Annotated in this window: 24 protein-coding genes and 1 pseudogene; 12 read left to right on the plus strand and 13 right to left on the minus strand. The window is 71.7% G+C overall.

Translation table 11 applies throughout. The features are described 5' to 3' along the window. Positions 1 to 33: 33 nt before the first annotated feature. The 3 genes from ACZ4V1_RS23865 to ACZ4V1_RS23875 are packed head-to-tail and all read right to left on the minus strand — an operon-like array spanning position 34 to position 3,271. Positions 34 to 933, minus strand: coding sequence for a carbohydrate ABC transporter permease (locus tag ACZ4V1_RS23865; RefSeq protein WP_468339357.1), 900 nt, complete (start codon positions 931 to 933; stop codon positions 34 to 36). 2 nt (positions 934 to 935) lie between these two features. Further along, complete coding sequence (locus tag ACZ4V1_RS23870; RefSeq protein WP_468339359.1) at positions 936 to 1,877, minus strand: carbohydrate ABC transporter permease; 942 nt, start codon at positions 1,875 to 1,877, stop codon at positions 936 to 938. 20 nt (positions 1,878 to 1,897) lie between these two features. Then, positions 1,898 to 3,271, minus strand: a complete 1,374-nt coding sequence (locus ACZ4V1_RS23875; protein WP_468339361.1) for an extracellular solute-binding protein — start codon at positions 3,269 to 3,271, stop codon at positions 1,898 to 1,900. Between the two features lie 187 nt (positions 3,272 to 3,458). Between ACZ4V1_RS23875 and ACZ4V1_RS23880 the strand changes: the two genes are divergently transcribed. Continuing rightward, entirely contained in the window at positions 3,459 to 4,514 is a 1,056-nt protein-coding gene (locus ACZ4V1_RS23880) for a LacI family DNA-binding transcriptional regulator (RefSeq protein WP_468339363.1), read from the plus strand. Positions 4,515 to 4,534: 20 nt separating this feature from the next. Here ACZ4V1_RS23880 and ACZ4V1_RS23885 read toward each other — a convergent pair whose 3' ends face one another. Continuing rightward, on the minus strand, positions 4,535 to 6,034 hold the full coding sequence (locus ACZ4V1_RS23885; RefSeq protein WP_468339365.1) for a family 43 glycosylhydrolase: 1,500 nt from the start codon (positions 6,032 to 6,034) through the stop codon (positions 4,535 to 4,537). Between the two features lie 228 nt (positions 6,035 to 6,262). On the opposite strand from ACZ4V1_RS23885, the gene ACZ4V1_RS23890 reads away from it, so the two are divergent. From ACZ4V1_RS23890 to ACZ4V1_RS23900, 3 genes are all read left to right on the plus strand, one after another. Beyond that, on the plus strand, positions 6,263 to 7,750 hold the full coding sequence (locus tag ACZ4V1_RS23890) for an NCS1 family nucleobase:cation symporter-1 (RefSeq protein ID WP_468339367.1): 1,488 nt from the start codon (positions 6,263 to 6,265) through the stop codon (positions 7,748 to 7,750). A 41-nt stretch (positions 7,751 to 7,791) separates the two neighbouring features. After that, complete coding sequence (locus ACZ4V1_RS23895) at positions 7,792 to 8,517, plus strand: aspartate/glutamate racemase family protein (RefSeq protein ID WP_468339369.1); 726 nt, start codon at positions 7,792 to 7,794, stop codon at positions 8,515 to 8,517. Positions 8,518 to 8,673: 156 nt separating this feature from the next. After that, a complete protein-coding gene (locus tag ACZ4V1_RS23900; protein ID WP_468339371.1) occupies positions 8,674 to 9,342 on the plus strand; it encodes a GntR family transcriptional regulator in 669 nt (222 codons plus the stop codon). Here ACZ4V1_RS23900 and ACZ4V1_RS23905 read toward each other — a convergent pair. Both ACZ4V1_RS23905 and ACZ4V1_RS23910 read right to left on the minus strand, forming a co-directional pair. Further along, positions 9,339 to 9,584: pseudogene (locus ACZ4V1_RS23905) on the minus strand (helix-turn-helix domain-containing protein); the annotation flags it as partial. The gene ACZ4V1_RS23900 and the pseudogene ACZ4V1_RS23905 sit on opposite strands and share 4 nt — an antisense overlap. Continuing rightward, the gene (locus ACZ4V1_RS23910; protein ID WP_468339677.1) at positions 9,569 to 9,901 is read right to left on the minus strand and encodes a hypothetical protein; all 333 of its coding nucleotides are present in this window, start codon (positions 9,899 to 9,901) and stop codon (positions 9,569 to 9,571) included. The gene ACZ4V1_RS23910 and the pseudogene ACZ4V1_RS23905, both read right to left, overlap by 16 nt. Positions 9,902 to 9,913: 12 nt before the next feature. On the opposite strand from ACZ4V1_RS23910, the gene ACZ4V1_RS23915 reads away from it, so the two are divergent. After that, positions 9,914 to 10,354 (plus strand): hypothetical protein, encoded by a 441-nt coding sequence (locus ACZ4V1_RS23915; protein WP_468339373.1) that lies wholly within the window; start codon positions 9,914 to 9,916, stop codon positions 10,352 to 10,354. A gap of 16 nt (positions 10,355 to 10,370) precedes the next feature. On the opposite strand, the gene ACZ4V1_RS23920 is transcribed toward ACZ4V1_RS23915, so the two are convergent. The 4 genes from ACZ4V1_RS23920 to ACZ4V1_RS23935 are packed head-to-tail and all read right to left on the minus strand — an operon-like array spanning position 10,371 to position 15,669. Beyond that, positions 10,371 to 12,314 carry an amylo-alpha-1,6-glucosidase gene (locus ACZ4V1_RS23920; protein WP_468339375.1) on the minus strand — a complete coding sequence of 648 codons (1,944 nt, stop codon included), beginning with the start codon at positions 12,312 to 12,314 and terminating at the stop codon, positions 10,371 to 10,373. Continuing rightward, positions 12,311 to 13,804 carry an MGH1-like glycoside hydrolase domain-containing protein gene (locus ACZ4V1_RS23925; protein ID WP_468339377.1) on the minus strand — a complete coding sequence of 498 codons (1,494 nt, stop codon included), beginning with the start codon at positions 13,802 to 13,804 and terminating at the stop codon, positions 12,311 to 12,313. The genes ACZ4V1_RS23920 and ACZ4V1_RS23925 overlap by 4 nt, the downstream gene beginning before the upstream one ends. Next, the gene (locus ACZ4V1_RS23930; protein ID WP_468339379.1) at positions 13,801 to 14,601 is read right to left on the minus strand and encodes a sugar phosphate isomerase/epimerase family protein; all 801 of its coding nucleotides are present in this window, start codon (positions 14,599 to 14,601) and stop codon (positions 13,801 to 13,803) included. The genes ACZ4V1_RS23925 and ACZ4V1_RS23930 overlap by 4 nt, the downstream gene beginning before the upstream one ends. A gap of 21 nt (positions 14,602 to 14,622) precedes the next feature. Next, on the minus strand, positions 14,623 to 15,669 hold the full coding sequence (locus tag ACZ4V1_RS23935) for a zinc-dependent alcohol dehydrogenase (RefSeq protein ID WP_468339664.1): 1,047 nt from the start codon (positions 15,667 to 15,669) through the stop codon (positions 14,623 to 14,625). A gap of 135 nt (positions 15,670 to 15,804) precedes the next feature. Between ACZ4V1_RS23935 and ACZ4V1_RS23940 the strand changes: the two genes are divergently transcribed. The 5 genes from ACZ4V1_RS23940 to ACZ4V1_RS23960 all read left to right on the plus strand — a co-directional run bounded on the left by ACZ4V1_RS23940 (position 15,805) and on the right by ACZ4V1_RS23960 (position 21,318). Continuing rightward, positions 15,805 to 17,208, plus strand: a complete 1,404-nt coding sequence (locus tag ACZ4V1_RS23940) for an ABC transporter substrate-binding protein (protein WP_468339381.1) — start codon at positions 15,805 to 15,807, stop codon at positions 17,206 to 17,208. Between the two features lie 30 nt (positions 17,209 to 17,238). Next, a complete protein-coding gene (locus ACZ4V1_RS23945; RefSeq protein WP_468339383.1) occupies positions 17,239 to 18,258 on the plus strand; it encodes a carbohydrate ABC transporter permease in 1,020 nt (339 codons plus the stop codon). Continuing rightward, complete coding sequence (locus tag ACZ4V1_RS23950; RefSeq protein ID WP_468339385.1) at positions 18,255 to 19,139, plus strand: carbohydrate ABC transporter permease; 885 nt, start codon at positions 18,255 to 18,257, stop codon at positions 19,137 to 19,139. The genes ACZ4V1_RS23945 and ACZ4V1_RS23950 overlap by 4 nt, the downstream gene beginning before the upstream one ends. An 18-nt stretch (positions 19,140 to 19,157) precedes the next feature. Next, positions 19,158 to 20,357 (plus strand): ROK family transcriptional regulator, encoded by a 1,200-nt coding sequence (locus ACZ4V1_RS23955; RefSeq protein ID WP_468339666.1) that lies wholly within the window; start codon positions 19,158 to 19,160, stop codon positions 20,355 to 20,357. 67 nt (positions 20,358 to 20,424) lie between these two features. After that, complete coding sequence (locus ACZ4V1_RS23960) at positions 20,425 to 21,318, plus strand: Gfo/Idh/MocA family protein (RefSeq protein WP_468339387.1); 894 nt, start codon at positions 20,425 to 20,427, stop codon at positions 21,316 to 21,318. A 23-nt stretch (positions 21,319 to 21,341) separates the two neighbouring features. On the opposite strand, the gene ACZ4V1_RS23965 is transcribed toward ACZ4V1_RS23960, so the two are convergent. Beyond that, complete coding sequence (locus ACZ4V1_RS23965; protein WP_468339668.1) at positions 21,342 to 22,223, minus strand: SDR family oxidoreductase; 882 nt, start codon at positions 22,221 to 22,223, stop codon at positions 21,342 to 21,344. A 324-nt stretch (positions 22,224 to 22,547) separates the two neighbouring features. After that, a complete protein-coding gene (locus tag ACZ4V1_RS23970; protein ID WP_468339389.1) occupies positions 22,548 to 22,955 on the minus strand; it encodes a RidA family protein in 408 nt (135 codons plus the stop codon). A gap of 103 nt (positions 22,956 to 23,058) precedes the next feature. On the opposite strand from ACZ4V1_RS23970, the gene ACZ4V1_RS23975 reads away from it, so the two are divergent. After that, positions 23,059 to 23,439, plus strand: a complete 381-nt coding sequence (locus tag ACZ4V1_RS23975) for a winged helix-turn-helix transcriptional regulator (RefSeq protein ID WP_468339391.1) — start codon at positions 23,059 to 23,061, stop codon at positions 23,437 to 23,439. A 57-nt stretch (positions 23,440 to 23,496) separates the two neighbouring features. On the opposite strand, the gene ACZ4V1_RS23980 is transcribed toward ACZ4V1_RS23975, so the two are convergent. After that, positions 23,497 to 23,982, minus strand: a complete 486-nt coding sequence (locus tag ACZ4V1_RS23980; protein WP_468339393.1) for a GtrA family protein — start codon at positions 23,980 to 23,982, stop codon at positions 23,497 to 23,499. Positions 23,983 to 24,171: 189 nt separating this feature from the next. On the opposite strand from ACZ4V1_RS23980, the gene ACZ4V1_RS23985 reads away from it, so the two are divergent. Further along, positions 24,172 to 24,747 carry a tellurite resistance TerB family protein gene (locus ACZ4V1_RS23985; RefSeq protein WP_468339395.1) on the plus strand — a complete coding sequence of 192 codons (576 nt, stop codon included), beginning with the start codon at positions 24,172 to 24,174 and terminating at the stop codon, positions 24,745 to 24,747. The last annotated feature ends 162 nt before the right edge of the window (positions 24,748 to 24,909 follow it).

Genomic DNA, 24,909 nt, shown 5'->3' on the forward strand with positions numbered 1-24,909 from the left:
CCGGGCCCGTGGGTACAGCGGGTGGGGCGGGGGTCAGGAGCCGCCGAGGCCGGTGGTGGCGACGGAGTCGACGATGCGGCGCTGGAAGAGGAGGAAGACCGCGATCAGCGGGAGCGCCGCCAGCAGGGCGGAGGCCATGGACTGCGCGTACTGGATGCCGTAGGCGTCCTTCACGGTGGCCAGGCCCACCGGGAGGGTCATCAGGTCCGGGTTGTTGGTGACGATGAACGGCCACATGAAGTTGTTCCACGCCCCGATGAAGACGAAGATCGCCACCGCGGCCACGATCGGCCGGGAGAGCGGCAGCACGACCGACCGGAAGACCCGGAACTCGGAGGCACCGTCGATCCGGGCCGCCTCCTCCAGTTCTTTGGGGACGCCGTCGAAGAACCGCTTGAGGATGAACACCATCATCGGCGCGACGACCTGGGGCAGGATGACCGCCGCGTAGGTGTCGACCAGGTTGAACAGGAGCATCTGCTCGAACAGCGGCACGACGAGCAGCTGCGGCGGGATCATGATGGCGGCGACGGTGACGGCGAGCAGCGCCCGGCGACCGCGGAACGTGCCGCGCGAGAACCCGTACGCCGCGAGGGTGGACACCACCACCGTGATCAGCGTGACGAGTGCGGCGATCAGGAAGCTGTTGAAGGCCCAGCCGGTGACGTTCCCGCGTTCCAGGATCCGCTGGTAGGCGTCCAGGGTGAAGGCGCCCTTGAACGGGGACAGGCCGGTGGAGTTGATGTCCTTCTCGCTCTGGACCGAGGTGACGACCGCCCACACCAACGGCACCAGCCAGACGGCCGCGAGGACGGCGAGTGCCGTTCCGGCCAGGACGCGGGGCACCCGGCCGTGGCCGAGGAGCAGGGGGGAGCCGGCCGCTTCGCGGGGTGGACGGCGCCGTGTGCGGACGGTGGTGGCGGTTGCGGACACGGTCAGTCCTCCCGGCGGAAGAGGCGGAGCTGCACGAGCGAGACGACGACGATCAGGGCGAAGAAGAGGTACGAGATGGCGGAGGCGTAGCCGAGGCGGTAGCCGGTGAAGCCGACGTCGTAGACGTACTCGAGGACCGGGCGGGTGGAGCCGCCCGGGCCGCCCTTGGTGAGGATGTAGATCTGGTCGAAGACCTTGAGGGAGGCCAGGATCTGGAGCATGGCCACCAGCCCCGTCGTCCTGCGCAGTTGCGGCAGGGTGACGGACCACAGGCGCCGCCAGGCGCCGGCGCCGTCGAGGGCCGCCGCCTCGTCGAAGGTCGTGGGAAGGGACTGGAGCGCCGCGAGGTAGAGCAGGAAGTTGAAGCCGACCGTCCACCAGACGGTGAGGACGGTGACGGACCACATGGCGACGGACTCGTCGGACAGCCAGCCGACCGGTTCCATGCCGAGGGTTTCGAGGAGTTGGTTGGCCAGGCCCAGTTCCGGCTGGTAGAGCCAGGTCCAGATGATGGTCACGACGGTCACGGGCAGCAGGTAGGGGGCGAAGAAGGCCAGTCGCCACGCCCACTGTCCGGCGAGTCCGCTGTGCACCAGCAGCGCCATCGCGAGGGCGGCCAGTACCAGTGGCACGCTCGAGATGACGGTGAAGAAGAGGGTGTTGCCGAGGCTGCTCCACACGTCGGGATCGCCGAAGGCCTCGGTGTAGTTGTCGAAGCCGACGAAGTGCGTGTCGCGCAGGGCGAGCGAGCTGTCGGTGAAACTCATCCAGACCCCGTGCACGATCGGCCACACCATGAAGAGGCCGAACACGAGCAGGAAGGGCAGGACGAACACGAGCCCGTTGCCGGGGCGTATTCGCCGCAGGGCGGTGCGGCGATCGCCCGCGTGCGCAGCGGGCGGGCCGGTCTGCGCCTCGGCGCCGAGAGGTGCGGTGGTGGTCACGTCGGTCACTCCTTAGCCGGTCAGGCCACCGGGTTGGGCTGCCGCAGCAGCGCGTCCGCTTCGCGGACCATCTGACGCACCGCCTGCTCGGCGGACGTGTTGCCCAGCAGCGCCGACTGGAGCGGCTGACACATCCGGTTCTGGAAGTTCGAACCGGCTCCGGCGAACCAGTTGGGCGGGTCGAGCACCGCCACCTTCGCGGCGTCCGCGTAGGAGGACTGCGGCTCGAGGGCCGCGTACTCCGGTTCCGCGAGCACGGGCTGGTAGGCGGGGATGTGGCCGGCGCTCGCCCAGGTGAGGCTGTGCTTGAGCATCTCCGCGACGTACCGGTGGGCCTCGCGGCGCCGCGCCGGGTCGGGGTTCTCCTGGTGCGGGAGGACGAAGCCGTGGCTGTCGGTGTAGACGGCCGGCTGGTCGAAGACCTGGGGGAAGGGGGCGGCACCCAGCGGTATGCCGGACTGCTTCAGCGTCGGCAGCTCCCACTCCCCGAGCATGGCCATTCCGCCGCGGCCGCTGGTGAAGGCGGCCAGCGCGCCGTTGTAGTCCAGGTTGCCGGGGTTGGTCCGGCCGTCGAAGAGCTGCTTCATCAACGTCACGACGCGTATGGCGGCGTCGGTGTCGATCTCCGGGGGACCGCCGTCCGGCAGGGTGAACTCGGCGCCGGTCTGCGCGTAGAGGCCGGCGAAGAGACGCCAGTTCTGTGCCGTGTCGGTGACATGGCCGAACAGGATGCCCGCCCCCCCGGTCGCCTCGGCGAGGGCCTTGCCCGCGTCCAGCAGCGCCTCCGGCGAGCCCATGGGAGCCAGCCGGCCCGAGGAGTCCAGGAGACCTGCGGTGTCCGCGGCCTCCTGGTCGTAGAAGACGATGAAGGGGTGGACGTCGAGCGGGATCGCGTAGACCGTTCCGTCGTGCTGGGTCCGCTCCCAGACGGCGGGCGTGAAGTGCTTCCGCGTCACGCCGAACTCGGCGAGCAGGTCCAGGTCGAAGGCGTCGACCAGGCCGCCGGGCGCGTAGCCCGCCAGCCGGGACAGGTGCATGGCGGCCACGTCGGAGGCGCGGCCGCCGGCGGCTGACATGGCGAGCTTGGTGTAGTAGGACGGCCCCCAGTCCAGGATCGTGCGGTCCACCTCGAAGCCCTCGGCCCCCGCCGCCCCCCTGGCGACCGCCTCGATCATGTCGTCCATCAGCATGCCGTCGCCGCCCTGGAACAGGTCCCAGACGCTCAGCGCGGAGGCGCCGGAGGCGGAGGCCGGCGAGGCGCAGCCGGACAGCGGACCCGCGGCGAGCAGGGCTCCCGCCCCGGCCATGGTGTGACGCAGAAGCCGGCGGCGGCTGAGGCGGCGTACCGGATCGGAGGCGGCCGGCACCCCCCGGGCAGGCAAACGGGAACTCATCGCGGACCTTTCGACGGCCGGACGCTGATGCGGTGGCTAGTTTTTACATCGATGTACATTGGCTGTAAAGAGCTGGGCCGGGGGTCACCGGTGGTGACCGGGAGATCGTCGTCCGCCGGCCCGCGCCCGGACCGGTGCCGCGCCGGGACATAGACTCGGCAGTCGCGCGAGAGGCAGGGAGGTCTCGGTGGCACGGCCCAGGATCAAGGACGTCGCACGTCACGCGGGCGTGTCGGAGAAGACGGTGTCCAATGTCATCAACGACTACGCCCATGTCTCCGACCGCACCAGGCAGGTGGTGCGCGAGGCCATCGAACAGCTCGGCTACCGGGTGAACCTGGCCGGCCGTCACCTGCGCAAGGGCCGTACCGGCATCATCGCCCTGGTCGTTCCCGAGCTTGACATACCGTACTTCGCCGAGCTGGCCCGGCATGTGATCCGCGAGGCCGAGCAGTGCTCCCTGACCGTGCTGATCCATCAGTCCGGGGCGGACCGCGCCCATGAACTGGCGGCACTGGCCGGCTTCGGCTCCGCGTTCGTGGACGGGATCATCCTGAGCCCGCTCGCCCTGACCGCCGACGACCTGCGCGACCGCGCGGGCGCCCCGCCCACCGTGCTGCTCGGCGAGCTGCTGGAGGAAGGCGCCGACCACGTCGCCATAGACAACGAGAGGGCCGCGCGCGAGGCGACGACCCACCTGATCGGTCTCGGGCGGCGCCGCATCCTCGCCGTCGGCGGGCGCGACGACTCGGGTCTGGGGACGGCCGAGGCCCGGACCCGCGGCTACCGTGCGGCCCTGTCGGAAGCGGGCATCGCCTACGATCCGGCCGCCCTGCTGCCGGTCGACTCCTTCAGGATGCCCGACGGCGCCGAGGCCGTGGCGCGGGCGCTGCGGGACGGCGCGCGGCCCGACGCGCTGCTCTGCCTCAACGACCAGTTGGCGCTGGGGGCGTTGCGTGCTCTGCACGAGCACGGCGTCGGCGTGCCCGGGGAGGTGGCCGTCATCGGCTTCGACGACGTGGAGGGCGGGCGGTTCAGCGTGCCGACGCTGAGTACGGTGGCCCCCGACAAGGCGGCGGTGGCCAAGGTCGCCGTACAGCTGCTGCTGCGCCGCATCGAGGAGGCGACCGGACCGGACGCCGTGAGTGGCGGCGCCGATTCCGGTGTGCTGTCGCCGCAGGACCGCATCGTGGCCCACCGGCTCGTCCTGAGGGAGAGCACGGAGGGCCACGAGCGGCACTGAGGGCCCTTCGGCCGGGTGCGTCAGTTCACGTAGACCTCGGCGCGGTCGACGCTCACGAAGGACGCCCCGGACTGGGAGTTGTGCTCTCCCGTCACCCGGACCCGCAGGGTGTGGTCGCCGTACGCGAGCCGCGGGCTGAGGTACTGCACCGCCTCGCCGACGCGGATCGGGTGGTGGAAGTCGACCCGCTGCTCGGGGCCGCCGTCGACGCTGACGGCCGCGTAGCCGTTCCCCGTGTCCTTGACGGAGAGCAGGGCGATGCGGGTGCCGGTGAAGGAGAAGGTGGCCGTGGCACCGGCGCGGTCGCTCCAGTGGTCGTCGCTCCAGAAGCACTGGGTGGCACAGCCCGTGCCCGAGTTCCAGGCACCGCCGTAGGCGACGCCGCCGGGGCCGCTGGAGCGGCCGTCGTCGTTGATCCAGTAGTTGCCGGATCCGGGGTCGCCGGAAGGCAGGTCCTGGGTGGCCCCCATCGCGAGCGGGCGCCCGAAGTCGGGGCTGCCGTCGGCCCGCCAGGTGAACTTCTGCGCCCTGGTCGTGCGGTTGCCGTAGGTGTTCACGGACGTGGTCTTGGCGTGGTGGACGATCCAGTCCTCCGTTCCGTCCGGAGACTTGAAGAAGGCGTGGTGCCCGGGGCCGAACACGCCGCGGTCGTCCGCGCGCGAGAAGACCGCGCCCTGGTGCTGATGCCAGTTGCCGGGCACGAGCGGGTCGGCGTTCAGCGGCATCGACATCATCCAGACCTGGTAGTCCGGCTTGCCCGTGTCGCAGGTGGAGTACGTCATCCACACCCGGCCGTTGCGGTAGAGGAACTCCGGGCCTTCCCGCACCTCCGGGCATCCGCCGGCGGCGTCGATGGCGACGGCGTCGCCCGAGACGGTGTACGGGTCGGACATCGGGGCGATGTTGATGCCGTTGTGCTGGTACCGGTTGATGCCGCTGTAGGCGAGGTAGAGCCTGCCGCCGAGCCGGAGGATGCCCGCGTCGATGGCGAAGTCGTCCGCGTGGTTGGGCGGGGCGAGCTTCGCCTTGAAGTGGTACGGGCCGGCCGGGTCGTCGCGCTCCGATTCCAGGACGTAGAGCCGGTGGTGCTCGTCGACGCCGTCGTCGGCCGTGTAGTACAGGTACCAGCGGTCGCCGAAGCGGTAGAACTCCGGGGCCCAGATGTTGCGGTTGCGGGACGGGTCGGTGTCCGTCCACACCGTGACCGGGTCGGCGGTGGCCAGGGTGCCCAGGGACGGGGAACGCCACATCCTGATGCTGTCGCCCTGGGTCGTGGTGAGGTAGTAATTCCCCTTCCAGTGCGTCATGTACGGGTCGGGCCCGGTGTTGAGCGGGTTGCGGAACGTGCCGGCCGCCGCGGTGGCGGCACGCGATGCGGGTGAAGGCCCGGGTGAAGGCGCGGGCGACGCCGCGGCGGCCGGTGCGGTGAGGGCGGGCAGGAGGCTCACGACGAGCCCGAGGAGGGCGGCGACGAGCAGGCCGGCGTGCGCGCGGGGACGGTGTGAGGGGCTGGGAGGCACGGGGGGTCCTTTCCGCAGCTCTTTGCATCGATCTTTACATCGATGTAATGACGGGGCGTCAGGCTAGGGACGGTCCATCTCTCTGTCAACAGGCCCAAAAATGGGATTCCATTTGCGGCAGACCTCTTGACGGTGCTGTTTGGCGAAAACTACGTTCTGTTCATCGAAACGTCGCTTCCGCTTTGTGGAACTCTCCAACTCCCCCGCACCTGATCCCAGGAGTCCCGTATGACTGCCCTGGAAGACCGCCGCTCCCCCGCGGAGGCCGGCGACACCGCCCCCAGCCCCGGTCTCTACACATACGACCTGGCCCCGACGAAGAGGGAAGGGCGCCGCTGGGGCGCCTACAACGTCTTCACGCTCTGGGCCAACGACGTGCACAGTCTCGGGAACTACGCGTTCGCCATCGGACTGTTCGCCCTCGGACTGAACGTGTGGGGCATCCTCGCCGCCTTCGTCGTCGCGTCGGTCCTGCTCTTCCTGCTGCTCACGCTGTCCGGTTTCATGGGACACAAGACCGGCGTCCCCTTCCCGGTGATGAGCCGCATAGCGTTCGGCGTCAAAGGGGCGAAGCTTCCGGCCGCCGTCCGAGGCGCGGTCGCCATCGCCTGGTTTGGTATCCAGACCTACCTCGCCTCCGCCGTGCTGAGCGCCCTGCTGGTGGCGATGTTCCCCGGCCTGGCCCGCCTGGACACGAACTCCCTGCTCGGCCAGTCGACGCTCGGCTGGATCACCTTCCTGGTCCTGTGGGCCGTGCAGGTGCTCATCGTGAGCTACGGGATGCAGATGATCCGCCGGTACATGGCCTTCGCGGCACCCACCACGCTGCTCACCATGTGCGCCCTGGCGGTGTGGATGTTCGTCCGGGCGGACGGCTCGGTCTCCCTGTCCAACGGCGAGCCGCTCACCGGCGGCGCGATGTGGCTCCAGGTCCTGCAAGCCGCCGCTCTGTGGGTCGTGATCTACGGGACCTTCGTCCTGAACTTCTGCGACTTCACCCGGTCCGCCAGGAGCCGGAGGGCCATCGTCCGCGGGAACGTGATCGGCATTCCGGTGAACATGCTCTTCTTCGCCGGCATCGTGGCGGTCCTCAGCGGTGCCCAGTTCTCCCTCGACGGACACGTCATCACGAGCCCGACGGACATCGTCAGGACCATCCCCAACATGTTCCTGCTGGCCGTCGCCTCACTCGCCCTGATCGCCCTGACGGTGGCGGTGAACCTGCTGGCCAACTTCGTGGCGCCGATCTACGCGCTGGTCGACCTCTTCCCGCACCGGCTCGACTTCCGCCGCGCCGGCCTGGTGAGCGCGGTCCTCGGTCTGGTGATCACCCCCTGGAACCTCTACAACAGCCCTGTCGTGGTGAACTACTTCCTCGGCGGGCTCGGTGCCCTGCTCGGCCCGCTCTTCGGCGTGATCATGGCGGACTACTGGCTGCTGCGGAAGGCCCGTGTGAACGTGCCGGCCCTCTACACCGAGGACGCGGGCGCCGAGTACCACTACCGGCGCGGCTACAACCCGCGGGCCGTCGCCGCCTTCGTCCCGAGCGCCGCCATCGCCGTCGTCGTCGCCCTGGTCCCCTTCTTCCACGCCGCGGCCGGGTTCTCCTGGTTCGTCGGCGCGATCGTCGCCGCCGCGCTGTACGCGCTCATCGCCGACCGTGCCTCGCCGGTCCGCGACGTGGACGGCGAAGCCATCGCCGTCGCCGCCGAATAGCTCCGCCGTCGCCGCGCCTCACCCGAGCAGAAGGCCCGCCCATGCGCATCCTCGTGGTCAACGTCAACACCACGCAGTCCATCACCGACGCGATCGGCAAGCAGGCGGCCGGCGCGGCCTCCCCGGGCACCGAGATCGTCCCGCTGACGCCCGTCTTCGGCGCGGAGTCCGTCGAGGGCAACTACGAGAGCTATCTCGCCGCGGTCGCCGTCATGGAGACCGTCCGCGCCCACCCGGAGCCGTTCGACGCGGTGATCCAGGCCGGGTACGGCGAACACGGCCGGGAAGGACTCCAGGAACTGCTCGACGTCCCCGTCGTCGACATCACCGAGGCCGCGGCGAGCACCGCCCAGTTCCTGGGCCGCCGCTACTCCGTCGTCACCACCCTCGACCGCACGGTCCCCCTGATCGAGGAGCGGCTGCAGGTGGCCGGGCTGAGCGCCAGGTGCGCCTCCGTGCGCGCCAGCGGGCTCGCCGTACTGGAGCTCGAGCGGGACGAGCAGGCCGCCGTGGACGCCATCACCGAGCAGGCCGCCCGTGCGGTCGAGGTGGACCGGGCGGAGGTGATCTGCCTGGGCTGCGGCGGCATGGCGGGCCTCGCCGAACGCGTGGTGGAACGCACCGGTGTGCCCGTGGTCGACGGGATCGCCGCCGCCGTGACGATCGCCGAGTCACTGGTACGGCTGGGTCTGTCCACGTCCAAGGTGCGCACCTACGCGCGACCGCGTCCCAAACAGATCCTCAACTGGCCCCCGAAGGCCGGCTGAGACCGCCGGAACCGTCTTTCCTCCCGCGTCCCGCGCCCCGGCGGCGGCCGCCCGCCGGCCCCACCGGCCGCGGGGTATTCTGACGGGCCGCCCGACCGACGCTCCGCACCGGCGCGGTCGGCGCGCTCGGCAGGGGAAGACAGACGAAGGACGGCGATGGCTGCGTCAGAGGGCTTCACGCCCGAGTCCGAGCGGGTCACACGGCGGTTGCGCGACGAGATCGTCGACGGCGTGCGGCGGCCGGGCAGCCGACTGGTGGAACGGGAGCTGGCCGAGGCGCTCGGCGTGAGCCGGCTGCCCGTCCGGGAGGCCCTCAAGACCCTGGTGTCCGAGGGACTCGTGACACCGCGGCCGCGGTCCTGGGCAGTGGTACGGGAGTTCACGACCAGCGACATCGCCGATCTCGACGAGGTGCGCTCGGGCCTGGAGACCCTGGCGTTCCGGCTCGCCGCCCAGCGGCACACCCGTTCCGGGCTGGAGAAGCTCCGCGCGACGGTGGACGCCGAACTGGCGGCGGCCCGCGCGGACGACGCGGTGCGGGCCCGCCGGGCGGCCGCCGACTTCCACCAGACGGTCATCTCCCTGGCGGCCAACGAACTGCTCAACGAGCTCGAACGCGTCCTGCGCAGCCGCCTGCGGTGGCTCATGGGCCAGCACGACGACCTGCTGGGCGTGGCGCTGGAACACGAGGCTCTCTACCAGGCCATCGCGGAGCGCGACGTGGAGCGTGTACAGGCGCTCGTCCTGCACCACCTGGCGACGAGCCGCAGCGCGGCCCTGGGCCACCACGCGCGGGAGCGGGGGCAGGAGCAGGGGCAGCCTTAGCGCGGCCTGCCGTGGCTCGCCGCGAAGCGGGACGGCGACGTGCCGAAGGCGCGGGTGAAGGCCGCGGTGAACGCGGCGGGCGACGCGTGGCCGAGGCGCCCGGAGACCTCGCCGACCGACGCGGTGCGCGACAGCGGGACGGCCGCCGGCAGGCGGACCCGCCCCCGCCAGACGGCCGGGCTGTCGCCCGTCTCCGAGCCGAATCGCCGGGTGAACGCCCGTTCGCTCATGGCCGTGCGCGAGTCGTCCGGCGGATCATGCCGCAGACGCGAGGGCCGGCCCGCCCGTCTGTCGTGATGTGCGGCCCGGTCTCCTGATGGTCCGGCAGCACGTAGTGGTCGATGCCGACGCGCTCCCCGCCCGACTCGTCCCACAACAACCCGTACGCCACCAGCCGGCCTTCGTCGAAGGCGAGCACGGGTGGGTGACCGCAACGGGTTTTCCGCCCGCCGACGTCGCGGCGGGCCGCTTCCCCCGCGCCGTCGGCGGCGATCCGGGCACGTAGGACGGCGAACAGCGGGCATACGGATGTCCCGAGGCCCGCTCCGTCGCCGACCAACGGGGGTTCCCTGTGACACCGAGCCTGCGCACCGCCCGCGCCTGCCGTGCCGCCGCCGTGCTCCTTCTCGCCGCCGCCGGGTACGCGGCCGCCCACCATCCTTTTCTGGCCCTGCCGGGCCTGTACGCCGCCGCCGTGTTCGCCTGGTGTGCCGCCCGCGCCCGGGCGGCACACCGACTGCGGCTCGCACAGGCGCAGCGCGCCGAGCGGCTGGCACGCCCCCGCGGACAGCAGTCGCTCAGCGCCGTGCCGAAACCGTGCTGCGCGTTCTGGCGGCACTCCGACGGCGCCCTGCACGGCCCGGAGTGCACCCGGCCCGCCGCCGCCCGCGCCCCCCTCCGCGACGGCTGCTGCGAGCGGTGGTGGACCTCTCTGGGCGCACGGCACGACCCGGACTGCCGCCATCGCCTCGGCACTTCGGGGCAGGACCCGGCCCGCACGAGTCCGCAGTAAGGGCCGGCCCCGTCCGTCAGCCGGCCGTTCCGGTGTCCTGCCCGGCCGGCCAGAGCAGCGCCGTCCGCAGGGCAGGCGGGGTGGCGGCGGCCCAGGCCTGCGGTGAGCAGGAGTGGGGATACGGGACCGGTCCGGCGGTCGCCGAGCGGTCGTAACCGGCCAGGACCTCGGGCAGCCGGTGGCCGTGGTGGGCCGCCGCCGCGACGAGGCCCTCGGCGACGGTGCGCACCTCGTGCGTGAGTCCCTGGCGGGCCAGGCCCAGGGCGATGACCGCGTTGTCGTGCGGCCAGGCGCTGCCCCGGTGGTACGACAGCGGGTGGTACGGGCGCTGACCGGCGGCGAGGGTCCGGATCGCCCAGCCGGAGAAGAAGTCCGGCTCCAGCAGTCGCCGTCCCACCCGGCGGGAGCGCTCCGGGTCGAGGATGCCCGACCACAGAAGGTGCCCGGCGTCCGAGGCCAGCGCGTCGACCTGGCGACCGTCACCGTCCAGGGCGAGGGCCGGGAAGTCCGCCCCGGGCATCCAGAAGTCCGCCGTGAAACGGTCCCGCAACCGGGCGGCGCACGCGCGGAGTCGGCGCGCGTAGGGCTCGTCCCCCCAGACCTCGTCGGCGAGCCGGGCCGTGCGCAGCAGCGCGTCGTAGGCGTAGCCCTGCGCTTCGCAGACCGCGATGGGGCCCTCGGCCTGGGTGCCGTCGCGGAAGCAGATCGCGCCTGCGGAGTCCTTCCAGTTCTGGTTCACGAGCCCACCCGGGTCAGGGGTGTACACGAGGTAGCCGTGCTGCTCCAGGCCGCCGTCGGTCAGCATCCAGTCGACGGCCTGCCGGGCGTGCCGCTCCAGGCGGGCGGCCAGGGTGCGGTCGCCGGTCGCCTCGTGGTGGGCGTGCAGCAGGACCAGGAAGAGGGGCGTGGCGTCGACGGCGCCGTAGTAGCGGCCGTACGGGACCTGCCGGAAGTGGGCGAGTTCGCCGTGCCGGGTCTCGTGGACGATGCGTCCGGGCTGCTCGCCGCCGAAGGCGTCGTGGCGCCGGCCCTGGGTGGCGGCGAGCGCGCTCAGGACGGCGGCTGCCGTATCGGGCCGGTACGGCAGCAGGAAGTACGACGTCAGCAGTGAGTCGCGGCCGAACAGGGTGAGGAACCACGGGATGCCGGCGGCCGGGACGTGCACGTCCTCGCCGTCGACGCCGGTGACCGGGATGGTCAGCAGGTCGATGTCGGCGAGACCGCGCTCGACGGTGAGCGTCAGGTCGTCCGCGGCGGCGGCCACCGGTTCGTGGCGGTGCGGGCGCCGTGCGGCACCGGCGGGCCGGGGGCGTCCGTGCGGGTGTGCGCGGACGGTCAGGTGCAGGTCGGTCCGGCCGTGGGCGTCGAGCGGCAGGTGCCAGGTCAACGTCCGTGCGGTGGCCCCCTGTTCCCCCCGCGGAGGGTCGACCGTGTCCGGGGCGGGGCGGCAGGTGAGTTCGGTCCGGGCGTGCCAGTCGGCTCGCCGGTAGGCGAAGAGCAGGCCGGCCGCGGTCTCGCGGGTCTGCCGCTCCCCGCCGGGCTTGGCGTAGTCGCGGTCGTCGGCGCGGAGTTCGAAGAGGTCGGCGAAGTCGGCGTCGACGGTGAGGTCGAGGCGGGCGGTCACCGGGTCGGGGCGATTGCTGACCAGACTCAGGTGTTCGGCGAACGTCCCCGCGGTGAGGCTCTGCCGCCGGAAGACGGTGTACGCGGGCGGGTCGTCCCGGGTGCCTTCGGGGGTCAGCACGCAGGCGGCCGTGTCGTCCGTGTCCGCGGTGGCGGGCACCAGGGCGACGGGGGTGCCGCCGTCGACGGTGAGCCGCCAGCGGCTGAGGTGCCGGGCGTCCTGGAAGAACAGTCCGTCGGGAGCCGACCCGCGGACGCCGCTGATCCCCCCTTCGGTGCCGAGACGGACGAAGGTGGCGTCGCGCACCAGTTGGACGCGGGGGTCGGCCGCGGTCATGGCATGGACTCCTTCGGGTCGGACTCCTTCGTGCAGGGCTCCTTCGAGCCGGACTCGTTCGTGCCGGACTCGTTCGTGCCCGACTCCTTCATGCAGGGCTCCTTCGGGCCGGGCTCCCGGCCGGGCCTCAGGTGTAGCTCCTGCGGGTCGGCACTCAGCAGGTCGAGCGTGAGGGCGGCGGTCCAGGAGAAGCGCCGGGTGCCGCGGCCCACGCCGGTGGCGGGATCGACGTACTCGGCGAAGGCGGAACGTCCCGCCTCCGCGAGGAAGCCGGTGCGCAGACGTGCGGCGTCCCGGCCGAGGCCGTGGGTGCGCAGTCCCCGCTCGATCAGCCACGCGGTGTTGAACCAGGCCGGTCCGCGCCAGTACCGGGTGGGGTCGAAGGCGTGGCCGGTCAGGTCGTAGCTCGGGACCAGGCTCGTGGCCGGGGCGGCGAAGCGCGGGCCGGTGAGCGTGGTGCGCAGGCGCCGGACGACGTCCTGCGGCAGGTGCGGCACGAGGAGTGGAATCAGTCCGCTGACGCTCGCCTCGTCGACCGGCGTGTCGGTGTGCAGGTCGCGTACGCGGAACAGGCCGGCCTCCTCGTCCCAGAGCCGGTCCACCAGCGCCCGGGTCAGCTCGGCGGCCCGCTCGGTGTGCCGCTCCCCGGGCAGGCCCAGTTCGCGGGCCATGGCGGCCAGGGCGAGTTCGCTGACGACCAGCAGCGCGTTGAAGCACGGGTCTTCCACGGCGAACCGGTGCCGCACGACGCGGTCGTCGTAACCGGCTTCCCGGTACTCGGTGGCCAGCCGCACGTACCGGCCGTAGTCGAGGTCGGTGGGCCGGTCGGCGGGGTGGCCGTGGTCGAGGTCGGCGCGCCGGAAGGTGTCGGGCGGGCTGGGTTCGACGCGTTGGAGGGCCCGGTCCCAGCAGGGGCTGTTGTCCATGCCGGGTTCCCAGGGGTGGACGACCGCCGCGAGGCCCCGGCCGCCGAGGTCGCGGCGGGTGCGCAGGTACTCGTGCCAGGCGGCGAGCCGGGGGTGGACGCGGGCGAGGAAGCCGCGGCGTCGTGACTCCGCCGGGTCGGCCCGGTGCACGAGCCAGGCCGCCAGGGCGTGCACCGGCGGCTGGACGATGCCGGACGTCTCGGCGGTCGGCGGTGCGCCCGCGGCGCGGCCGGCCCGGGAGGACTGCCAGAAGTCGGGGCTCGGGAAGTAGGCGTCGTGGGGCAGGGCGGGGTTGAAGACGATGTGGGGCACGCGTCCGTCGGCCCACTGCGCGGCCAGCAGGGACTCCAGCTCCCGCTGGGCGCGGCGCACCGAGAGGTGGCGCAGTCCGATGGCGACGAAGGCGGAGTCCCAGCTCCACTGGTGGGGGTAGAGGGTGCGGGAGGGGACGGTGGAGGCGCCGGTCCAGTTGTCGATGAGGACCCGCGCCGCACCGCGCCGCAGGGTCAGGTCCGCGGGCGCGGTGGGCGCGGGCCGGTCCAGGAGCTCCAAGGGGGAGTTCACGCGCCCGACCTCGCCAGGAACGCGGGGACGGAGCGCACGGCCTCGACGGGGTCGCCGGTCAGCCGGCATTCGAGGGCGAGATGGCCGTCGTAGCCGATGGTGTGCAGGGCGCCTAGCCAGGCGGGCCAGTCGAGGTGGCCGGCGCCGGGCTGGAAGCGGTTGGAGTCGGAGACCTGGGCGTGGCCGATGACGTCGGCGTGGGCGAGGATCGCGGCGGCGGGGTCGGTCTCCTCGATGTTCATGTGGTAGCTGTCGATGCCGATCCGGACGGAGTCCAGGCCGACGGCGCGGATCAGGTCGGCGGCCTGTTCGAGCCGGTTGACCATGTGGTCCTCATAGCGGTTGAGCGGCTCGAGGAAGAGCGTGACGCCCTCCCTGCGGGCGTGCTCGCCGAGTTCGGTGAGACCGGCGAGGAGTACGTCGCGGTCCTCCTCCTCGGTGCGCGGCGGCTCGAAGGGCGGCAGGCGGCGGGAGAACATGCCGTACGAGGCGGGGGTCTGGGCACCCACGCCGCCGATCTCGGCGATGACGGTGAGCTGTGACTTCATCTGGGCGACGGCGTCGCGGCGCAGGTCCTCGTCGAAGGCACCGAGGAAGTGCGGCATGTCGACGCAGACGGTCGGCATGACGACGCCGTCCTCGCGGGCCTGCTTCAGTTCACCGCGGCGCGAGGCGAAGTGGAGGTCGCCCTTGCCGCGCAGTTCGATCGCGTCGTAGCCGGCCTGCTGGGCGAAGTCCCACTTGGCCTGCAGGGTGTCTCCGGGCAGCAGCTGTTCCTGGACGGCGGTCTTGAGCATGGGGATGCCTTTCGGGGACTCTCAGAATTCCAGGACGACCTGCAGCGCCTCGGCGGGCCGCTCGTCCAGCAGTACGTAGGCGTCGGCGGCGTCGGCGACGGGGACGACGTGACTCACCAGCGAGCCGACGTCCACCTGGCCCTCGGCGACCAGGCGCAGGAAGGTCTGCTGGAGGCGTTCGACCGTCCAGCGGTTCGACAACTGCGGGGGGACGCCGCCGATCTGGGAGCAGATCAGCTGGACCCGGTTGTGGTGGAACTCGTCGCCGAGGCGCAGGCCGACGCCGTCGCCCTGGTAGAAGCCGGAGGCCACCACCCGGCCGCCGGCGGCGACGGAGCGCAGCGCCTCGTGCAGGGCCGGGTAGGCGCCGCTGATCTCGATGGCGAGGTCGGCGCCGAGGCCACCGGTGGTCTCTCGGACGCGTTCGGCGACGGCGTCGGTGCGGGCGTTGAGGGTGTACTGGGCGCCGTACCGCTTCGCGGTCTCCAGGCGGCCGTCGAGGGCGTCGACGGCGGTGACGCGGGCGCCGCTGAGCCGGGCGAGGCGGGTGGTCAGCAGGCCGATGACGCCCTGGCCGAACACGGCGACGTCCTCGCCGAGGTGGATGTCGCCGGCCAGGACGGCGTTGTAGGCGATGGCGCCGACCCGGGCGAAGGCCCCGGCCAGCGGTTCCAGCCCGGTCGGCAGGGTGTGGCCGATCATGCGCTCGGCGGGGACGACGCCCTCGCCGCGGTGGCCCCAGATGCCCCAGACCAGGTCGCCGGGGGCCGGCAGGCCCGGGGTGCCGGCGAGTTCCGGGGAGACCTCGACGACCTCGCCGACCTCGGAGTAGCCCCAGCCGGCCACCGGGTACTCGATGCCGGGCGCGCCGTCGCGGAAGAGCCGCGCCTCTGGGTCCCAGGTGCGGGTCAGGTACGGGTTGGTGCCGCGGTAGGCGGTGAGTTCGGTGCCGGCCGAGATGCCCGAGTAGCGGGTGCGGACCCGCAGGTGGCCGGGCGGCAGTTCGGCCCTGACGTGCTCGGCCACCTCCACCTGACGGGGACCGGTGAACTGGACGACGCGTTCCACGGATGACACGAAGGGGCTCCGGAAGGGTTGCTGGTGCGGTTGCGTCGACAATATCCGCAACTTATGTCTTGTCAACCAGCAAAAGTAGTGCTGTGATGCGTGGCGAGCAGACGTAAGCCGGAACGAGGACACTCAATGCGCATCAGGACCCTGCGGTCGAGGACGACCGCGGTCGGCGTCACGGCAGCCTTGGGAATCGGGCTGCTCTCGGGCTGCGCGGGCAGCACGGGACCCGGCAAACCCGACCGTGAGATCACGGTCTGGTCCCAGGAGAACCTCCCCGACCGCGTCGCCGCGACGCGGAAGGTCATCGACGGGTTCGAGAAGAAGAGCGGGATCAAGGTCAAGCTCGTCGGGGTCGACGAGAGCCAGATGCCGCAGCTGATCATGTCGGCGGCGGCCTCGGGCACGCTGCCCGACGTCATCGGCGCCGCCCCCATGGGCCAGGTCTGGCAGATGTACACCAACGGGCTGCTGAACACCGACATCCCGAAGCGGATCGTCGGCGAACTCGGCCGGGACACGTTCAACGCCAACGCGCTGGAGCTGACCTCCGACGGCGCCACCAGCCTCGGCGTGCCCTCCGACGCCTGGCTCCAGCTGCTGGTCTACCGCGAGGACCAGTTCGCGCGGAACGGCCTGGCGGCTCCCGACACGTACGCGAAGGCGCTGGCCGCCGCCAAGGCGCTGACCACCGAGGGGCACGACGGCATCTCGGCGGCCACCGATCCCAGCGACGTCTTCACCTCGCAGAGCTTCGAGAGCCTCGCCCTGGCCAACGACTGCCAACTGGTCGACGACCGGCACGAGGTGGCCCTCGAGTCCCCGCAGTGCGAGGAGGCGTTCCGCACCTACGACCAACTGGCCCGCGCCTACGGCGCCCCGGGCACCCAGACGGTGGACTCCACCCGGGCCACGTACTTCGCCGGCCGGTCCTCCATGGTCATCTGGTCCTCGTTCCTGCTCGACGAACTCGCCGGCCTGCGCAAGGACGCCCTGCCCAGCTGCCCCCAGTGCGCGAAGGATCCGCGGTACCTGTCGGACAACAGCGGCATCGTCACCGCGATGAAGGGTCCCGACGCGAAGGAGCCGGCCCAGTTCGGCGAGATCACCTCCTGGGTGACCACCAAGACGGCCGAGACCGCGGCGTCCCGCGAGTTCATCGAGTACATGATGGGCACCGGCTACGAGTCCTGGTTCGGCATGGCGCCCGAGGGCAAGATCCCGGTCCGCAGGGGGACGGCCGCCGACCCCGAGCAATACCTCCGCGCCTGGCGCCACAGTGACATCGGCGTCGACACCCGCAAACCCCTGGACGAGGTCTTCCCCGAGAGCCTGCTCGACCAGCTCGCCGACGGCGTCGGCAACATGCGCCGCTGGGGCATCACCCAGGGCGAGGGAGCCCTCGTCGGCGCCACCAACGGCGAACTGCCCGTGCCGAAGGCCGTCGGCGCCATGACCAGCGGCCAGAGCTCGCCCTCTGAGGCGGCCCGCGACGCCGACGAAGAGGTCGCCGCCCTGAAGAAGTCCCTGCAGTAGCCGCCCGCCTGCACGTCACGAAGGTCCCTCATGACAACAGCCCCAGCCGGCGCGCCGCAGCGCCGGGACACCAGCCCCCGGTCCACGGACCGGCCCGACGCGCCGGGCCGCCGTCCGATGACCGCCAGTCGGCGCGCCAACCGCGCGGGCCTCGCGTTCGTCTCCCCCACCTTCCTCGTGGTCCTCGTGGTGGTCGTGCTGCCCATCGCGTGGACCGTGCTGCTGGCCTTCCAGAAGGCCAGGCTCGTCGACATCCAGGGCATGGGCCTGTTCGGCAACTGGACCCTGGACAACTTCGCGCAGGTCTTCGACTCGGCAGGCTTCTGGTCCAGCCTGTGGACCACCCTGCTCTACACGGCGGGCTCCACGCTCGGCTCCGTCGTCCTCGGCCTGGTCGCCGCGCTCGCGCTGCGCAAGCCGTTCAAGGGGCGCGGGCTGCTGCGCGCGGCGATGCTGCTGCCGTACGTCGCGCCCGTCGTCGCCGTGGCCTTCGTCTGGGAGGTCGCGCTCAGCCCGCAGTACGGCGTGGTCAACGACTGGGGCCGGCGGCTGTTCGGCTGGGACGACCCGATCGCCTTCCTGTCCACCCGGGAGTACGAGGTCCATCTGCTGGGCCTGCACTTCGACGTCCCGCTGGCGCTGCTGACCGTCATCGTCTTCGAGTGCTGGCGCTACTTCCCCTTCGCGTTCCTGTTCATCCTGGCCCGTCTCCAGGCGGTGCCCGACACGCTGGAGGAGGCCGCGCTGGTCGACGGTGCGACCCCGACCCAGCGCTTCCGGCACGTCCTGCTGCCCCAGCTGATGCCCGTGATCGCGCTGCTGTGCGTGCTGCGGTTCATCATGACGTTCAACAAGTTCGACGACGTCTACCTGCTCACCGGGGGCGGCGCCGGCACCGACGTGGCCGCCGTGCGCGTCTACGACTTCCTCACCGCCCGCTACGACGTGGGAGCGGCGGCCGCCCAGGCGCTCGTCCTGGCCGTCTCGCTGATGATCCTGCTGGGCTTCTACTTCAAGTTCTTCGGCAACAAGGTCCAGGAGGAAGCGTGACGCGCAAGGCGGCCCTGAGCCGGGCCCTGTTCGAGGAGAGGTTCTTCGGCGTCCTGCGCTGGTTCGTCATCGCGTTCCTCGCCGTGATCACCCTTCTGCCCTTCTACTACATGGTGCTGCTGTCGCTGAAGCCCATCGACGCGCTGCTGCTCGACCCGGGCTCCCTGTGGGTCTCGGCGAAGGACTTCACCTTCTCCACCTACCAGGACGTGCTGCGCTCCACCGACGACGGCGGCCAGGGCTTCCTGAGGTTCCTCCTCAACTCCGCGCTGGTCTCGCTCGGCACGGTCGTGCTGACCCTCGTGGCCGCCGTGCCCGGCGCGTACGCCGTCAGCCGGCTGAAGTTCTTCGGCCACCGTCAGGTCAGCGCGCTCTTCCTGGCCGTCTACCTGTTCCCGGCGACGCTGCTGGCCGTCCCGCTGTTCGTCATTTTCGCCAGGATCGGGCTGTCCTCCAGCCTGGCCGGCCTCGCCATCGTCTACGTCGCCCAGACCGTGCCGGTGTCGATCTACATGCTGAAGAACTACCTCGTCACCATCCCGGCCTCCATCGAGGAGGCGGCGGCCCTCGACGGGTGCTCGCGGCTGCAGACCGTCCGGAAGGTGATCCTGCCGCTGGCCCTGCCCTCCCTGATGGCGACCGGCCTGTACGTCTTCATGATCGCCTGGAACGAGTTCCTCTTCGCGCTGCTGTTCCTGGCCGCCGACCCCGGCGAGTGGACGGTCTCCCTGGGCCTGGCGCAGCTGTCCAACGGCATCGAGGTGCCGAAGACCGTGCTGATGGCCGGTTCCGTGGTGCTGACCATCCCCGTGGTACTTCTGTTCTTCGCCGCCGAAAGACTGCTCACCGAGGGTCTGACCAGCGGCGCCGACAAGAGTTGAGCCCTGGGGGACACCATGATGACGTCGAGTCAGGCCAGCGCCGGCGCGCTGCTGCAGCTGATCCGCAGCGGCCGCGCCAACACCCGGGCCGACCTCCAGCACGCCACCGGACTGTCCCGGTCCACCGTCGGGCAGCGCCTCGACCTGCTCAACCGTGCGGGGTGGCTGCGCCACACCACGGGCGCCTCCACCGGTGGCCGGCCGTCCCACCGGATCGCCTTCGATCCGAGTCACGGCTCGGTCGTCGCCCTCGACCTGGAGACCCGGCACGCCCGCGCCGCCGTACTCGATCTCGCGGGCACCATCCTGGCCGAGCACACCGGGCCGATGGATGTCGGCGAGGGCCCCGAACACGTGCTGGACCGGCTGGCCGAGTGGTTCCCGGACCTGATCGCGGCGGCCGGGGTCCCGGCGTCCCGTGTCGTGGGGATCGGGCTGTCCGTACCCGGCCCGGTCGACTGGGAGTCGGGGCGGGTGATCGAGCCGCCCATCATGCCGGGCTGGGACCGGTACCCCATCCGGGAGCGGCTGCGGGAGGCGTACGCGGCGCGGATGGGCCTGGCCCCGGAGGCCGACGCCGTCCCGGTGCTGGTGGACAACGACGCCAACCTCATGGCGCTGGCCGAGCACCAGGCCAACCACCGCGACTGTGCGTCCTTCCTCCTGCTGAAGGTGTCCACCGGGATCGGCGCGGGTGTCGTCATCGGCGACAGCCTCTACCGCGGCATCGACGGCGGCGCCGGCGACATCGGGCACATCCGCCTGCACGACCGGTCCGACGCGCTGTGCATGTGCGGCTCCCACGGCTGTCTCGCGGCCGTCGCCAGCGGGCGTGCGATCGCCAAGGAGCTGTCCGCGCTGGGGCTGGACACCGCCTCCGGACGGGACGTCCGGCGGCTGCTCAACGAGGGCCACCCCGACGCCGTACGACTGGCCAGAGAGGCCGGACGGCGGGTGGGCGAAGTCCTGGTCACCGTCGTGACCCTGCTCAATCCCGGCGTGCTCATGATCGCCGGCGAGCTCTCCGGGGTGCCGTTCCTGACCGGGGTGCGGGAACTGGTCTACCAGCGCGCGATGCCCCGGGCGACGGCCAACCTCCAGGTCGTCACCTCACGGCTCGGCGACCACGCGGGGATCGTCGGAGCCGCCGCCATGGTCGTGGAGCACCTCTACTCCCCCGCCGGCGCCGACGCCCGGCTCGACCGCCTCGCGCCGTGAGCGCACCGCCGTCCCCCGGCGCACCACTCAAGTAGCCCACGAAGAGCACCAGGAAGACAGGAACACCGTGACCGCTGCCCCCGTGCCCTGGACCGACCGGCCCGTCGAGGTGGGACTCGTGGGCGCCGGCCCCTGGGCCCGCACCATGCACGCCCGGGTGCTGGCCGCCGGGCCCGAGACCCGGCTCGCCGCGGTCTGGGCCCGTCGTACGGAGGCCGCCCGCGAGACCGCCGCGCCCTACGCCGCCCATGTCGCCACCCGCTTCGAGGAGTTGCTGGACCGCTGCGAGGCCGTGGCCTTCGCCGTGCCGCCCGCCGTCCAGGCCGAGTTGGCGCCACGGGCGGCGAAGCGGGGCAAGGCCCTGCTGCTGGAGAAGCCGCTCGGGCCCGACCTTTCGGCGGCCCGCCGGGTGGCGGACGCGGTCGCGGAGGCCGGTGTGGTCTCCCAGCTCGTGCTGACCAAGCGCTACCACCCGGCCACCCGGGCCTTCCTGACGGCCGCACGCGCCTTCGACGTGGCCGGAGCCCGCGCCTGCTACCTCCACGGCGCTTTCCTGCGCGGGGAGTTCGCCACCGGCTGGCGCCTGGAGCACGGCGCCCTGCTCGACCTCGGACCCCACCTGCTGGACCTCCTGGACACCGCGGTCGGCCCCATCACCGGCATCCGCGCCACCGGAGACCCGCGCCGCTGGGTGGAGCTGACCTGCGAGCACGAGAACGGGGCCGTGAGCCAGGCGTCCCTGTCCGGCTCGGTGGCCGTCCCGCACACGCTCACCCGCGTCGAGCTCTTCGGCGCGGCGCACCCCGTGGTCTACGACACGGCCGGCATCGACCACGAGGAGTGCTGGCCCGTCCTGCGCCACGACTTCGCGACGGCCGTCCGCACCGGCACGCCGGCCCCGCTCGACGCCCGGCGCGGCCTCTACCTGCAGAGCCTCCTCGACCGGGCCGCGCGCGGCTGACGACGGGCGCGACGGCCACGCGTTCAGCGGGTGTCCGTCAGACCGCCCGTGACGGCGATGACCTCGCCGACGGTGAAGCTGGAGTCCGCGTCGGAAGCCAGGTACACGTACGCGGGAGCGACCTCCTCCGGCTGGGCGACCCGACCCATGGGAGACGAACTGCCGAGATGGGTCAGATAGTCGTCGGGGAACCGCTGACCCGCCAGGTTGAGCACCGTCCAGGTGGGCCCCGGGGAGACGATGTTGGCACGGATGCCGCGCTCTGCCAGGTGCGGGGCGATGGACTTGGTGAACACCACCAGGGCCGCCTTGGACGCGGCGTAGTCCATCATGATCTCGCTGCCCTTGAGGGCCTCCTCGGACGCGGTGGCGATCACGGCGTCACCGTGGGAGAGGTGCGGCAGCGCCGCGGTCACCAGATGGAAATAGGCGTAGACGTTCGTCTTGAAGACCCGGTCGAAGTCCTCGGCGGTCAGGTCGGACAGGCTGTTCTGACTGTTCAGGTAAGCGGCGTTGCTCACCAGGACGTTCAGACCGCCCAGTTCGGCGACGGTGCGTTCGACGACGTCCGCGCAGAAGGCGGGATCGCACAGGTCGCCCGGCAGCAGCAGGCAGGTGCGGCCCTCCTTCTCGACCGCCTCGCGCGTCTCGTCGGCGTCGCTCTGCTCCTCCGGCAGGTGGACGACGGCGACGTCGGCCCCCTCGCGTGCGTAGAGGACGGCCACCGAGCGGCCGATTCCGGAGTCGCCGCCGGTGATCAGCGCCACCTTCCCGGCGAGTTTCCCGGAGCCCCGGTAGTTGGGGGCGTGATAGCGCGGGCGCAGTTCCATCCGCTCTTCCAGACCGGGGCGCTGCTGTCGCTGGAATCGGTACGGCGGAGAGAGCTCCGCCTCCTCCTGGGGCATCGCCGGACGGTCGAGCGGTCCGCCGCCCGTTCCGTTCCTCTCCGTCATTGCCGGCCTCCACACGATCGGGTACGCGGTCGGCGCCGCCGGCCGGCGGCGCCCAGCAATCGCGTGTCCCGAGCTCAGGCACTCAAACGGCGCCGTCGGGTGCCGACCGCGCACACCGGTACGCGCGGCATCAAAAACGCCACTGGGCGTTTCCCGTGCGTGAGGTGCGACGGGGCGTGGGACCGCCCGCGGGGACGCCCGGTCCCTCCTTGGCGCCGTCCCCGCCGGACGGAGGCGAAGCCGCCTGCGAGTGCGGCCGGGTCGCGGCAGGGCCGTTCAGTCGACGACCGCGGTGGCCTCGACCTCGATCAGATGCTCGGGCACGTCCAGCGCCGCGACGCCCAGCAGCGTGGCCGGCGGTGCCGCGGTGACGCCGAGCTTCGCGGTCGCCCGGCCGATGCCCTCCAGCAGCAGGGGCATCTTGTCGGGGGTCCAGTCGACGACGTGCACGTTCAGTTTCGCCACGTCGTCGAAGGAGGCACCGGCCGCGGCCAGGGCGGTGGCCACGTTGAGGTAGCACCGCTCGGCCTGCGCGGCCAGGTCGTCCGCGCCGACCGTGGTCCCGTCGGCATCCCACGCGACCTGTCCGGCGACGAAGACCAGCTTCGATCCGGACGCGATCGCCACCTGCCGGTAGACGTCGACCTCCGGCAGTCCGCCGGGGTTCACCAGGGTGATGGCCATGACGTGTCTCTCCTTGCCATTCGCTCTCTTGTGGTTACTCGGGAACCGTAGGAGAGTGACCGCTGACATGGAAGAACGCACTTTTCAGTGACTGGGGAACCCGATGGTGACCAAGCAGTTCACGGGCTCGCCCGACGACGCGGACCTGACGCGCGCGGACTCCCTGGCGCGGGAGATCTTCTCGGACATCGCCAACAAGTGGGCGCTGCTGCTCATCGAGGCGCTGGGCGACCGCACCCTGCGCTTCGGGGAGTTGCGCGACGAGATCGAGGGCATCAGCCACAAGATGCTCACCCAGAACCTGCGCATGCTGGAGCGCAACGGGCTGGTGGAGCGGTGTGTGCACCCCACCGTGCCGCCGCGGGTCGAGTACACCCTCACGGAGCCGGGGCGGGGGCTGTTGAAGACGACGCACCACATGTGCGACTGGACCCACCGGTACCTGGGCCACATCGAGGCCTCCCGTCGCCGCTTCGGCGCCTGACGGGAGGCGTGCGGATCAGCGCCGTCCGGGCACGGGTCAACGCCGTCCGGGCACGGGTCAACGCCGTCGGCGAGCCGGGCCGCGGAAGACGGCAAGCCGCAGAACGACGAAGCGCACGACGGTGACGGCCACCGACGTGGCGGCGAGGACTCCGGTCTCGGCGGCGGGCGAGGCACCGGGCTCCGCGTGCCTGAACCACAGCACGGCACCGGAGGTGACCAGGTAGCCCAGCAGGAAGAGGCCACCGGCTCCGAGGTGGGCGCGGGCAGCGCCCACGGCGGTGTGCCGGAACGTCAGCCGCCGGTTCGCCTCGGTGTTCAGCACCGTCAGCACCATCAGGGAGACGAGGTTGGCGGCGGCCGGGGGCCACCACAGGCGCAGCACCCAGTACAGCAGCGCCTGCCCGGCGGTCGACAGGATGCCGATCGCGACGAACCAGCCGACCTCACGCGACCGGACCGTGCGCCGGGCGGCGGGAGGGCCAAGCGGCTCGCGGGGCTCGGCAGCGACCGGTGACGCCTTCAGCCGAGCCACCCGTCCCACACCCCGTCCTGCCGACCGGCCGTCAACTCCTGGTCGCGCAGCCTACTACGCCGCCGTGAGACACTTTGCCCGGTCTTTGCCGTTCGGGAACCCCGCGGCCCCCGGCCTCGTTCATCCTGATGGCCGCGAGGAATCGCGACCGAGGACCAAGACGGACACGCAGCAGCAACAGAAGCCGAGGTGGCACGAGTGGCGATGTGGGACAAGATCAAGGACCAGGCCAAGACCTTCCAGCAGTCCCAGGGCACTCGGGGAGCGAGCGGCCCCGGGCAGGGACCGCAGGGGCACCAGGCAGCCGGCCGGCCGGGCTCGTCCTCCGGTGGTTCCAAGGCCCAGTTGATCGGGATGTTCAAGACCCAGCTCGCGTCGGTCAAGACCGAACTCAAGAGCGGCGCCTACCGGGACGCCAGCATGGCCATGTGCGCGCTGGTCGCCGCGGCCGACGGCCAGGTGGAGCCGGCCGAGCGGCAGCGCGTGGAGGAGCTGATCGTCTCCAACGAGGTTCTGCAGAACTTCCCGGCCGACCAGCTCCGCCAGCGCTTCAACCAGCACGTGGACAAGCTCGTCGCCAACTTCGAGCTGGGCAAGAGCGAGGCCCTTCAGGTGATCGCCAAGGCCGCCAAGAAGCCCGCGGAGGCCCGGGCGGTCATCCAGACCGGCATGGTCATCGCCGGTGCGGACGGAGTCTTCGAGCCGTCCGAGCAGTACGCGATCCGCGAGGCCTGCACCGCCCTTGGCGTGTCGCCCTCGGAGTTCGGCGTCTGACGGGTCGGATCCCCCGCCCTCGCGCGGATCCCCGCCGGGTCGGCGTTGGCGGTCCCGGACCAGGATGGCCAACGCCGTGCGGGACCACGCGAGGAACCACACCTCTCCGTCCGGCTGACGGGAAGGCGTTTGACCGGCGTCGGCGTCGGGGGTTCGGATGAG

Source organism: Streptomyces sp. NPDC028991, assembly GCF_055564775.1.

Excerpts from the sequence above, each read along its gene's own strand:
- ACZ4V1_RS23875 (WP_468339361.1), bottom strand. The coding sequence starts at position 3,271 with ATGAGTTCCCGTTTGCCTGCCCGGGGGGTGCCGGCCGCCTCCGATCCG.
- ACZ4V1_RS23890 (WP_468339367.1), top strand. The coding sequence starts at position 6,263 with ATGACTGCCCTGGAAGACCGCCGCTCCCCCGCGGAGGCCGGCGACACC.
- ACZ4V1_RS23895 (WP_468339369.1), top strand. The coding sequence starts at position 7,792 with ATGCGCATCCTCGTGGTCAACGTCAACACCACGCAGTCCATCACCGAC.
- ACZ4V1_RS23900 (WP_468339371.1), top strand. The coding sequence starts at position 8,674 with ATGGCTGCGTCAGAGGGCTTCACGCCCGAGTCCGAGCGGGTCACACGG.
- ACZ4V1_RS23920 (WP_468339375.1), bottom strand. The coding sequence starts at position 12,314 with ATGACCGCGGCCGACCCCCGCGTCCAACTGGTGCGCGACGCCACCTTC.
- ACZ4V1_RS23930 (WP_468339379.1), bottom strand. The coding sequence starts at position 14,601 with ATGCTCAAGACCGCCGTCCAGGAACAGCTGCTGCCCGGAGACACCCTG.
- ACZ4V1_RS23940 (WP_468339381.1), top strand. The coding sequence starts at position 15,805 with ATGCGCATCAGGACCCTGCGGTCGAGGACGACCGCGGTCGGCGTCACG.
- ACZ4V1_RS23945 (WP_468339383.1), top strand. The coding sequence starts at position 17,239 with ATGACAACAGCCCCAGCCGGCGCGCCGCAGCGCCGGGACACCAGCCCC.
- ACZ4V1_RS23955 (WP_468339666.1), top strand. The coding sequence starts at position 19,158 with ATGACGTCGAGTCAGGCCAGCGCCGGCGCGCTGCTGCAGCTGATCCGC.
- ACZ4V1_RS23965 (WP_468339668.1), bottom strand. The coding sequence starts at position 22,223 with ATGCCCCAGGAGGAGGCGGAGCTCTCTCCGCCGTACCGATTCCAGCGA.
- ACZ4V1_RS23970 (WP_468339389.1), bottom strand. The coding sequence starts at position 22,955 with ATGGCCATCACCCTGGTGAACCCCGGCGGACTGCCGGAGGTCGACGTC.
- ACZ4V1_RS23975 (WP_468339391.1), top strand. The coding sequence starts at position 23,059 with ATGGTGACCAAGCAGTTCACGGGCTCGCCCGACGACGCGGACCTGACG.